Below are 10,386 nucleotides of genomic sequence, written 5' to 3'. Positions count from 1 at the left end.
GACCACGGCAGACCGTGATGCCGGCGATAGCAAGGCCTATACGATCGACAGTGCCGGTACGACCAGCGGGTCCTTCGATATCAACGGAACCAACTACCAGCAAAAACTGGTCGGCAACTTCGGCACGCTTTACCTGGCTAACAGCGGCGCCTATGAGTACGTCCCCAACGACAGCGCCATCGAGGCGCTGGAGGCGAACACCAGCGAGGGCTTCACGCTCAAGGTGACCGACGGCTCGGGCGCGACCGACACCAAGACCCTGACCATCAGTTTGACCGGTGCTCAGGACGCTCCGGAGGTGACAGCGGTGGTTGCCGGCTACACCGACACGGCGGCCGACAATACCTTCGCCGACACGGTAGGCACCCTGAGCGTCAGCAGCCGCGACGGCGATACCAGCTTCACCTTCGCCCTGGCTGGCAGCAGTGACTCGCTGATGTCGGGTTACGACCGGCAAGACGCCAGCAGCAACTTCGGCACCCTGTACCTGAACAGCAGCACTGGGGCCTACAAGTTCGTCGCCAACGATGCTGCCATCGAGGCCCTGGAGGCTGGCAACAATCCGAGTGCGATCTATCACGTGACCGCTTCGGCCGATGGCATTGCCTCACCCAGTCAGACCATCACCATCAACCTCACCGGTGCCGAAGACGCACCAGTGGTGGCACCGGTAGTCGCCTCCTACACCGATACGGCAGCCGACAATACCTTCGCCGACACGGTAGGCACCCTGAGCGTGACCAGCCGCGATGGCGACACCAGCTTCAGCTTCGCCCTGGCCGGCAGCAGCTCATCGCCGCTCCCGGGTTACGACCGGCAGGACGCCAGCAGTACCTATGGCACCCTGTACCTGAACAGCACCACTGGCGCCTACAAGTTCGTTGCCAACGACGCGGCCATCGAAGCGCTGGAGGCCGGCAACAATCCAAGCGCGATCTATCACGTGACGGCAGCGGCTGATGGTGCGACTTCGACCAGCCAGACCATTACCTTCAACTTCACTGGCGCCGAAGACGCTCCAGTGGTGGCGCCTGTGGTGGCGTCCTATACCGACACGGCGGCTGACGACACCTTCAATGACACGCTTGGCACCCTGAGCGTCAGCAGCCGCGACGGCGACACCAGCTTCACCTTCGCCCTGGCCGGCAGCACCACGACGGGACAACTGGACTACAACCTGCAGAACACCAGCAGCGGCTACGGCACGCTGTACCTGAACAGCAGCACCGGCGCCTACAAGTTCGTCGCCAACGACGCAGCCATCGAGGCGCTGCAGTGGGGCGCCAATCCGAATCTGGTGTACAACGTGACCGCTGCGGCCGATGGCGTAACCTCGGCCAACCAGACCATCACCATCGGCATCACCGGAGGCAACGATGCGCCGCGCGACCTTACCTTGACTGCGGACACCTCCAATTCGTTCGTTACAGGCAATGGTGTTCCCGGCAACAACGGTGCCATCGGAACTATCAGCGTGACCACCGGTACCGACGTGGACGGCGGAGGCGCATACACCTACAGCCTCTTCAGCGCCAAGTCCGGAGCCCTGGGCGCCGCGAGCATCATCACCGACGCGAGCGCGCAGTTCGCCGTCAGTGCCGCTGGCGCGCTCAGTACCCCGACTGGGCTCGCTTCCGGCACCATCTACGAAGTGACCGTCCAGGCAAGCCAGGGCACGGGAAGCGCGCAGGCCACCTACAACGAAACCTTCAGCATCGTCACCGGTACCAATGCCGGGACCGAAAGCCTGCCCGGCGGTGGCTATGACTTCCGCTCCGGCGACGACGTCATCTATGGCCGGCAGAACGTCGACATCATCGTGGCGGGGTCGGGCAATGACACCGTGTTCGGCCAGGACGGCGACGACGAGATCTACGGCGGCACCGGCGTCGATCTGCTGTATGGCGGCAAGGACAACGACTCCTTCGTGTTCTCCACCGGCGACACCGGCATCACCCTGGCCACCGCGGATACCATCGGCGACTTCAACTCGGCGAACGACACCATCGTCACCTCGCTGAACGCAGGCAATGTCACCATCGCCAATGGCTCGGGGCTGGCTGACTTCAATGCCTTCGTCGCTGCCGCCAACACCGTAATGGCAAGCGGCTCTGCGACCAACGGCGCCTACATGGCCTGGAACGCAGCGGGCTCCGGCAATGGCTGGCTGGTCATCGACGAGAACCAGAACCACTCCGTTGATACCGGCGACACCCTGATCGTTCTGACCGGGGTAAATGCGGCGAATGCGTTCTCGACGACCGATATCGCCTGAGCCGTTGCTGATCCGTCAGCACTAAAAAACGGGGCCGCAAATTGCGGCCCCGTTTTTTTCCGGCCAAGAGCCGGCGCATCGGAACGATGCGGCGTTCGCGAGCAAGCTCGCGCCTACAAATCAGCCTGCGAGCGGATCAATCGAGCAATTCGCTGAAGGGAATGAAGGCCAACGAGTCGCCCTCGGCCAGCGTCGTCCCTTCGCGCACTTCCGCCAGGCCTTCGGCCCAGGCTGCGCTGCGCAGCACGCCGGAGCTCTGGTTGGCATAGGGCACCGCGCGGCCATTCTCCAGACGCGCGCGCAAGTACTCGCGGCGGTTGCCCGGCTTGGTCCAGCTGAACCCGGCGGGTACCTGCACACGCAGCGGCTCGACCTTCTGCATGCCCAGGCGACGCATCAGATAAGGCCGCGCCAGCAGCGCGAAGGTCACCAGGGTGGACGCGGGATTGCCCGGCAGGCCGATCACCGGAACCTGCTGGTAATGGCCGACGGTCAGCGGCTTGCCCGGCTTGATCGCCAGTTTCCACAGCGCCAGCTCACCTGCCTCGCGCAGGGCGGCGCCGAGGAAGTCCGCCTCGCCGACGGACACGCCGCCGGTGGAAAGGATCAGGTCCACGTTCGACAACCCGGCCAGCGCCTGGCGGGTGAGTTCGAGATCGTCCGGCAGGATGCCCGCGTCCACTACCTCGCAGCCGAAGCGTTGCAGCCAGGTGCGCAGCAGGTGGCGGTTGCTGTTGTAGATCTGCCCGAGCGCCAGCGGCTTACCCGGTTCGACCAGCTCATCGCCAGTGGACAGCAGCGCCACGCGCGGGCGGCGGCGCACGTTCAGTTCGGATTCGCCGAGCGAAGCGGCGAGGCCAATCTCGATGGGCCCCAGGCGCGTGCCGGCCGGCAGCACGCAGTCGCCCTTGCGGGTTTCCTGGCCCTGCGGACGGATGTGCTGACCGACCTTGAGCGCTTCGAGAAAGCGCACGCGGCCATCGTCCAGCACCTCGGCGTTTTCCTGCATCTCTACGCAGTCGGCGCCTGCCGGTACCGGCGCGCCAGTAAAGATGCGCGCGCAGGTGCCCGGCTGCAGCGGTTCACCCGCCTGGCCGGCAAAGATCTTCTGGCTGACCGGCAAAGGCTCGCCCTGCCAGTCGGCCAGGCGCAGCGCGTAACCGTCCATGGCGCTGTTCGGCCACGGCGGCAGGTCCAGCCCGGCCAGCAGCGGCTCGGCCAGCACACGGCCATCCGCTTCGGCCAACGACAAGGTTTCGCTCCCGGTGATCGGGGATTGTTCGGCCAGGGTCAGCAGACGGGCCAGGGCATCCTCGACCGGCAGCAGGCCGGGCTTGTCGCAGCCGCTCATCCGCGGCTCTCGCAGGGCGCCGCCTTCTTCAGGTGCGGCACGAAGTTGCACGGGCGATGACGAGCATCGAGCTGCTCGCCGAGGATGCCGTCCCAGGCGGTGCGGCAGGCGTTGGTGGAGCCCGGCAGGCAGCAGACCAGGGTGCCGTTGGCGAGGCCCGCCAGCGCGCGGGACTGCACGGTGGAGGTGCCGATGTCGGCCACGGAAATCTGTCGGAACAGCTCGCCGAAGCCGTCCACCACCTTGTCCAGCAGGCAGGTCACGGCTTCCGGGGTGCTGTCGCGGCCGGTGAAGCCGGTGCCGCCGGTGATCAGCACGACCTGCACTTCATCCTCGGCAATCCAGGTCGCCACCTGGGCGCGGATGCGGTAAAGGTCATCCTTGAGCAGGACGCGCGCCGCGAGGTTGTGCCCGGCGGCCTTCAGTCGGTCAACGAACAGCTGGCCGGAGGTATCGGTTTCCAGGGTGCGGGTGTCGCTGACGGTGAGGACGGCGATGTTCAGCGGGACGAATGGCTGCTCGGCCTTGTGGCTCATGATGAGGGCCCTTGCTTGTGAGGTTGGAATGCGCGGTGTTATATCACAGGCCCGCCCTGGAGACCCTGACATGCCACACGCCCCACTGCCGCCCTGTTCCGTGCTGATCCTCGCCGGAGGCCGTGGTCAACGCATGGGCGGGCAGGACAAGGGCCTGCTGCCCTGGCAGGGCCGGCCGCTGGTGAGCTATGCCGCCGCCCTCGCCCGCCCGCTGAGCGACGACCTGATCATTTCCTGCAACCGCAACCCGGACGAGTACGCGCTCTACGCGGACCGCCTGGTGCACGACGACAGCCCCGACTTCCCTGGCCCCTTGGCCGGTATTCGCGCCGGGCTCGCCGTGGCGCGGCACTCGCACCTGCTGGTGCTGCCCTGCGATGCCCCGTTGCTGGACCGCGCACTGCTGGAGCGGCTGTTGCAAGCCGCGGCCGCATCGCCGAGCGACGTGCAGATGCTACGCAGCGGCGATCAGTGGGAGCCGCTGTTCTGTGTGATCCCCGCCGCCCTTCGGCCGCAGATAGAGGAAGCCTGGCAACGCGGCGACCGCAGCCCCCGCCATGTTTTCTCGCACTTGGGTTTGCAGGCGGTGGACTGCCCTGTCGCCGACCCGCGCCTGGCGAACCTCAATACACCCGAACTGCTCTACGACGCCCGCTAGCGACGATCTCGAAAAAATTCCGGGAACTTTGACGGAAAAATCCCTGTCGGAACCGTCGTACATTTTTGTTCGCTCATCAGGAGATTCACCCCATGACCAACCGGATGCTTCCCGCCTTCCTGCTCGCCCTGGGCATTGGCGTGCTTGCAGGTTGCTCCACACCGTCCGTCATCACGCTGAACGACGGCCGCGAGATTCAATCGGTCGACAAGCCCAAGTTCGATGATGAATCCGGCTTCTATGAGTTCGAACAGCTGGATGGCAAATCCATCCGCGTGAACAAGGATCAGGTGCGGACCGTCAAAGAGCTCTGAGTTCCCCGTGCATGAAAACGCCCTGCAGGCCCTGGCCGGTCTGCGGGGCGTTCGCTTTTTTACGGGGAGCGAAAAATATTTCTGAAAAATTTTTCGCTAACCCCTTGTGCATCAAAAGTTTTTCGGTAGAATGCGCGCCATCAAACGGAGCGTAGCGCAGCTTGGTAGCGCGTCTCGTTCGGGACGAGAAGGTCGCTGGTTCGAATCCAGTCGCTCCGACCAAATCCCGAAAAACCCGCCTAACGGCGGGTTTTTTATTGCCTGCAATTTTTCATCCCAGGAAGAATCCGCAGGCACAAAAAAGCCCGTCCAATGGACGGGCTTTTTCATGAGCGGATCCCGGCGGCCCGGAGTTGCCCGTCGACACGCGCACTCAACTACTGAGGAAGCTGGCGACCTGCTCGGTATCGAAGGGCCAATTGAGCTCGGCGCCGCTATCGCAGCGACGCAGCACGGGGATGGTCAGGCCATAGCGCTCGACCCACTCCTCGCGGTCGGCAATGTCCACCAGTTCGACCATCAGGCCATGTTCGACGAAGGGCATCAGCACCGCTTCCGCCACTTCGCACAGATGGCAACCCAGGGTGCCGAAGAGCTGGCATTCGGGGGGCATGTTCGACTCCATGGTTCAGACTCCGGCGTGTTGCAGCAGCGCGTCGGCCGCCGCGCGGGCTTCCAGGGCCTGGTTCGCCGGCCCCTGCATGTGCGCCATCACCAGCACGCCTTCCAGCAGGTATTGCAGCTGCCGCGCCAGCACCTGCGGCTGGATAACCCCCAGGCGCTCCAGCTGGGCAACGTAGTAGCGCTCGATGAAAGCCTTGTGTTCCGCAGCCTGGCGGTGGATCGGATGATCGCGATCGTGGAACTCGCCGGCGGCGTGGATGAAGGCGCAGCCGCAGAAGCCCTCCGCGCCGAGCATGTCCTGCAAAGCGTCGAAGGTCACCAGGATCGCAGCACGCGGCTCCATGTGCCGCTCGGCGACACTCATGCGCTCGGCCATGCGAGCGTGGCGCTCTTCTAGCGCCGCCATGATCAGCTCGTCCTTCGACTTGAAGTGTTTATACAGGGTCATCTTCGCCACGCCGGACTCCGCGAGGATGCGGTCGATGCCGGTGGCGTGGTAACCCTCGCGGTAGAACAGGTCCTGGGCGGTGCTGAGCAGCAGTTCGCGTTTGCTGGATGCCATGGAATTACCTCCTGACCCGACATTATGCGCGAGCCGTGGGCCTGTGGCGCGACCGACGGGCAATCTTTCCGCTTGAACTATACAGACCTGTCTGTCTATTATCCATTCCGCAGTCGCCACAACAATCAACGCAAAGGAATTCGCCATGAAACTGCACGACGTCCCGCTCTCCGGTAATTGCTACAAGGTGCGCCTGTTCCTCGGGCTGATCGGTCAACCCGCCGAACTGGTGCCGGTCGACCTCGTCGGTGGCGCGCACAAGCGCCCGGCCTTCCTCGCGATCAACCCGCGCGGCCAGGTGCCGGCGCTGGAGGACGGCGAGCTGCGCCTGGGCGACTCCCACGCCATCCTTGTCTACCTCGCCCGGCAATACGCCGAGCCGCGCTGGAATCCGCAGGACGCGGTGACGCAGGGGCGCATCGCCCATTGGCTGAGCTTTTCCGCCAACGAAGTGCAGCATGGCCTGGCGCAGGCGCGCGTGATCCTGCTGTTCAAGCGCCCCGGCGACCTGCCCGCCGCCCAGGCCAAGGGTCGCCATGCGCTGGAACTGCTCGACGCCACCCTCGCCGGGCATCGCTGGCTGGCGCAGACCCAGGAACCGACCATCGCCGACGTTGCCGTCTATCCCTATGTGACGCTGGCGGAAGAAGGCGGCCTGGAGCTTTCCGGCTATCCCTATGTACAGGACTGGCTCGCCCGCGTCCGCGCGCTGCCCGGCTACGTACCGCAACCTCGGCTGTAAGGCCCGGAGGTATTCGATGGACACGCCCTTCCACCCCGGTGAACTGGCGATTCAGGAGCAGGCCGGCGTACGCGAGAGGGTCGCCGAGTTCGGTAGCCGGGTGGTCCGCAGCTTCATGCCGGACCAGCACCGCGAGTTCTTCGCCCTGCTGCCGTGGCTGCTGGTCGGCAGTGTCGATCCTGACGGGCAGCCCCAGGCCTCGGTGCTCTGGGGCCCGCCCGGCTTCACCCACTCCCCGGAACCGGAGCGCCTGCGCATCGATGCCCTGGCCGAAGCGGACGACCCGCTGCACGCCAACCTGCGCGAAGACGCCCAGCTGGGCCTGCTCGGACTCGAACTGCCGACCCGGCGGCGCAACCGCCTCAACGGCCGGGTGGAGGCCGTGGATGACGAAGGCTTCAGCGTTCGCGCGATGCAGTCCTTCGGCAATTGTCCGAAGTACATCCAGTCGCGCCACTGGCAGGCCCTGCCACGCACGCCGGGGCCGAGTCTGGGTGGCGTCGGACTCGACTCACGCTGGGTAGCGCTGGCGACCCGCAGCGACACCCTGTTCATCGCCAGCCGCCATGCAGGCGAGAACGGCGGCGTCGATATCTCCCACCGCGGAGGCCCGCCGGGCTTCCTGCGGCGGGGCGAAGACGGCCTGCTCTGGCTGCCGGACTACGCTGGCAACAACCTGTTCAACACCCTTGGCAACCTGGCGCTGGAGCCGCGCTGTGCCCTGTTGCTGATCGACTTTGACAGCGGCGACCTGCTGCACCTGCAAGCGACCGCACGCATCCACTGGCCACAGGACGGTACGCCGAACTGGGCACCCGGAGCCCAACGCATGCTCAGCCTGCAACCCGGCGCCTGGTGCCTGCGGCGCGCACGTCTACCCCTGGGCTTCTCCGAATTGCAGTACTCACCCTTCCTGCCGACCGCTGACTGAAAAGGAATCCGTCCCATGCGTCTGTTCTCCCTGCTGCTGGCCGGGGCGCTCGCCCTCGCCTGCCTGAATGCCACCGCGGCCGATCTGCGCTTCGCGCTGGTCCGCACCGCCGGCGTGACCACCCTGGAGGCCTTCACCGTCGCCGGCGGCGACTGGACCCGCCCGGTACCGGTCAACCACACCGCCGTGCTGATCCAGCACCACGCCGCGACGCTGCTGTTCGACACCGGCCTGGGTAGCCAGGCGGACGCGCAGTTCAAGCAGGACATGCCCTGGTGGGACAAGCCACTGTTCCGCTATGAGGGGCTGAACCCGGTGCGCGATCAGTTGCAGGGCAGCGGCATCCGTATCGACCGCATCCTGCTGTCCCATGCGCATTGGGACCACGCCTCCGGCCTGTCGGACTTCCCCGACGTACCGGTCTGGGCGCCCTATGAGGAGATCAACTACGCCCACATCGCCCAGCCGCCGGCCGTTTTCCCCAGCCAGTTCCGCCACCCGGTGAAGTGGGTGCCCTATCAGTTCGAGCCGAAGCCTTTCATGGGCTATGACGAGAGCCTCGACCTGTTCGGCGACGGCAGCCTGGTGCTGGTGCCCATGCGCGGCCATACGCCCGGTGCGGCAGGCCTGTTCATCACCCTGGACGACGGTCGGCGCTTCTTCTTCACCGGCGACACCACCTGGCGGCTCTCCGGCTTCACCGGGCCCCACGAGAAGTTCTGGATCAGCAGCAAGCTGGTGGACAACGACCGCGAGCGCACCCTGGCGGAAGTGGCGCATGTGCACCTGCTGATGCGTTCGCACCCGGAACTGACCGTCATCCCCGCCCACGACGCCCAGGTGCAGGACCGCCTCGGCTACTACCCGCACTGGGTAGAGGCAAACCCACGGCCCACGCCGCCCGGCGCTTCGATAGCCAGCTCACTAATCAACGACTAAGGTCTAAGAGTCGTCAACTATTTGTAATGATTTAGTAGGTAGGCTGTAACAGTTCGACATGCCGACCCCATCCGGCATCACCGACCTGCCCCAAGCGCTCGAGGAGACAATAACAATGAGCAAGACCCCGATCGCCCGTGCCGTGGCCCTGGCCGCGCTGGGTACCAGCGTTACCGTTCCGAGCATTGCCCACGCTGAGTTCATCAAGGACAGTAAAGCCAGCGTCGAGATGCGCAACTTCTACTTCAACCGCGACTTCCGTAGCTCTACCCCGGCCCAGCAGAGCAAGGCCGAGGAATGGGCTCAGGGCTTCATTCTGCGTTACGAGTCGGGCTTCACCGAGGGCACTATCGGTGTGGGTCTGGATGCCATCGGCATGCTCGGCTTGAAACTGGACTCCAGCCCGGACCGCACCGGCACCGGCCTGCTACCCAAGCAGGCCGACGGCTCCGCTCCGGATGACTACAGCAAGCTGGGGGCCACCGCCAAGTTTCGCTACGAGAAGAACGTGCTGAAGACCGGCACCCTGATTCCGAAGCTGCCGGTCATCGTGTCCAACGACAGCCGCCTGCTGCCGCAAGTCTTCGTGGGTACCGGTGTCAACTCGACCCAACTCGACGGCCTGACCTTCGACGCCGGCCGCCTGAACCAGACCAACCTGCGCGACTCCTCCAACTACCAGGAGATGACCCTCACCACCGGCGGCAAGAAGAACATCGCCGTCACCAAGGGCCTGACCAGCAACGAGTTCTACTACGGCGGCGGCACCTACAACTGGACCAAGAACTTCAGCACCGGCTACCACTACGGCGAGCTGAGCGACTTCTACAAGCAGCACTTCGTGACCATGGGCTGGACCCTGCCGATCGCCGACGGCCAGTCGCTGAAGACCGACCTGCGCTACGCCAAGTCCACCGACGACGGCGGCAGCAACGTCGACAACAAGGCCATCAACGGCATGGTCACCTACAACCTGGGCTACAACGCCTTCGGCCTGGGCTTCCAGAAGATGAGCGGCGACACCGGCTTCGCCTACGTCAACGGCACCGATCCCTACCTGGTCAACTTTGTGCAGATACTGGACTTCGCCAACAAGGACGAGAAATCCTGGCAGGCCCGCTACGACTACAACTTCGCCGGTCTCGGCATCCCCGGCCTGACCTTCATGACCCGTTACGTGAAGGGCACCGACATCGATCGCCTGAACACCACCGAGGAAGGCCGCGAGTGGGAGCGCGATACCGACATCGCCTATGTGTTCCAGGACGGCGCACTGAAGGGCCTCGGCGTCAAATGGCGTAACGCGACCACCCGCAGCAACTATGCCGCCAACACCGCGTCGAGCAACTACGCAGACGAAAACCGCCTGATCGTCAGCTACACCATGCCGCTCTGGTAACCCCGGCAGCGGAACGCAAAAAGCCCGGCACATGCCGGGCTTTTTTCATACCGCG

Annotated in this window: 11 protein-coding genes and 1 tRNA gene; 8 read left to right on the top strand and 4 right to left on the bottom strand. The window is 64.9% G+C overall.

Going from position 1 to position 10,386, the window contains the following annotated elements; genetic code table 11:
• Window positions 1-2,275 (top strand): calcium-binding protein (locus J5M67_RS05880; RefSeq protein ID WP_207884385.1); only part of this gene is annotated, 2,275 nt, incomplete at its 5' end.
• A gap of 136 nt (window positions 2,276-2,411) precedes the next feature.
• Here the strand turns inward: J5M67_RS05880 and glp are convergent.
• Complete coding sequence (gene glp / locus J5M67_RS05875; protein WP_207884384.1) at window positions 2,412-3,626, bottom strand: gephyrin-like molybdotransferase Glp; 1,215 nt, start codon at window positions 3,624-3,626, stop codon at window positions 2,412-2,414.
• The gene (moaB, locus tag J5M67_RS05870) at window positions 3,623-4,162 is read right to left on the bottom strand and encodes a molybdenum cofactor biosynthesis protein B (RefSeq protein ID WP_207884383.1); all 540 of its coding nucleotides are present in this window, start codon (window positions 4,160-4,162) and stop codon (window positions 3,623-3,625) included. Before moaB ends, glp begins: the two co-directional genes overlap by 4 nt.
• Window positions 4,163-4,232: 70 nt before the next feature.
• On the opposite strand from moaB, the gene mobA reads away from it, so the two are divergent.
• The 3 genes from mobA (at window position 4,233) to J5M67_RS05855 (ending at window position 5,356) form a co-directional block, all read left to right on the top strand.
• The gene (mobA, locus tag J5M67_RS05865; protein ID WP_207884382.1) at window positions 4,233-4,820 is read left to right on the top strand and encodes a molybdenum cofactor guanylyltransferase MobA; all 588 of its coding nucleotides are present in this window, start codon (window positions 4,233-4,235) and stop codon (window positions 4,818-4,820) included.
• A gap of 92 nt (window positions 4,821-4,912) precedes the next feature.
• Window positions 4,913-5,134 carry a YgdI/YgdR family lipoprotein gene (locus tag J5M67_RS05860; protein WP_207884381.1) on the top strand — a complete coding sequence of 74 codons (222 nt, stop codon included), beginning with the start codon at window positions 4,913-4,915 and terminating at the stop codon, window positions 5,132-5,134.
• Between the two features lie 145 nt (window positions 5,135-5,279).
• Window positions 5,280-5,356: transfer RNA gene (locus J5M67_RS05855), tRNA-Pro, on the top strand.
• 151 nt (window positions 5,357-5,507) lie between these two features.
• Here J5M67_RS05855 and J5M67_RS05850 read toward each other — a convergent pair.
• Window positions 5,508-5,747, bottom strand: a complete 240-nt coding sequence (locus J5M67_RS05850; RefSeq protein WP_279381555.1) for a glutaredoxin family protein — start codon at window positions 5,745-5,747, stop codon at window positions 5,508-5,510.
• Between the two features lie 15 nt (window positions 5,748-5,762).
• A complete protein-coding gene (locus J5M67_RS05845) occupies window positions 5,763-6,320 on the bottom strand; it encodes a TetR/AcrR family transcriptional regulator (protein WP_207884379.1) in 558 nt (185 codons plus the stop codon).
• A 145-nt stretch (window positions 6,321-6,465) separates the two neighbouring features.
• Between J5M67_RS05845 and J5M67_RS05840 the strand changes: the two genes are divergently transcribed.
• The 4 genes from J5M67_RS05840 to J5M67_RS05825 all read left to right on the top strand — a co-directional run bounded on the left by J5M67_RS05840 (window position 6,466) and on the right by J5M67_RS05825 (window position 10,331).
• Window positions 6,466-7,062 (top strand): glutathione S-transferase family protein, encoded by a 597-nt coding sequence (locus tag J5M67_RS05840; protein ID WP_207884378.1) that lies wholly within the window; start codon window positions 6,466-6,468, stop codon window positions 7,060-7,062.
• Window positions 7,063-7,078: 16 nt separating this feature from the next.
• Entirely contained in the window at window positions 7,079-7,993 is a 915-nt protein-coding gene (locus J5M67_RS05835) for a pyridoxamine 5'-phosphate oxidase family protein (RefSeq protein ID WP_207884377.1), read from the top strand.
• A gap of 15 nt (window positions 7,994-8,008) precedes the next feature.
• Window positions 8,009-8,932: an MBL fold metallo-hydrolase gene (locus tag J5M67_RS05830; RefSeq protein WP_207884376.1), complete on the top strand. Its 924-nt coding sequence runs from the start codon at window positions 8,009-8,011 to the stop codon at window positions 8,930-8,932.
• A 115-nt stretch (window positions 8,933-9,047) separates the two neighbouring features.
• The gene (locus J5M67_RS05825; RefSeq protein ID WP_207884375.1) at window positions 9,048-10,331 is read left to right on the top strand and encodes an OprD family porin; all 1,284 of its coding nucleotides are present in this window, start codon (window positions 9,048-9,050) and stop codon (window positions 10,329-10,331) included.
• Window positions 10,332-10,386: the final 55 nt, after the last annotated feature.

This window comes from Pseudomonas sp. 30_B (assembly GCF_017491605.1).
Lineage (GTDB): Bacteria > Pseudomonadota > Gammaproteobacteria > Pseudomonadales > Pseudomonadaceae > Pseudomonas.
This window is presented reverse-complemented; position numbering and strand designations above follow the sequence as displayed.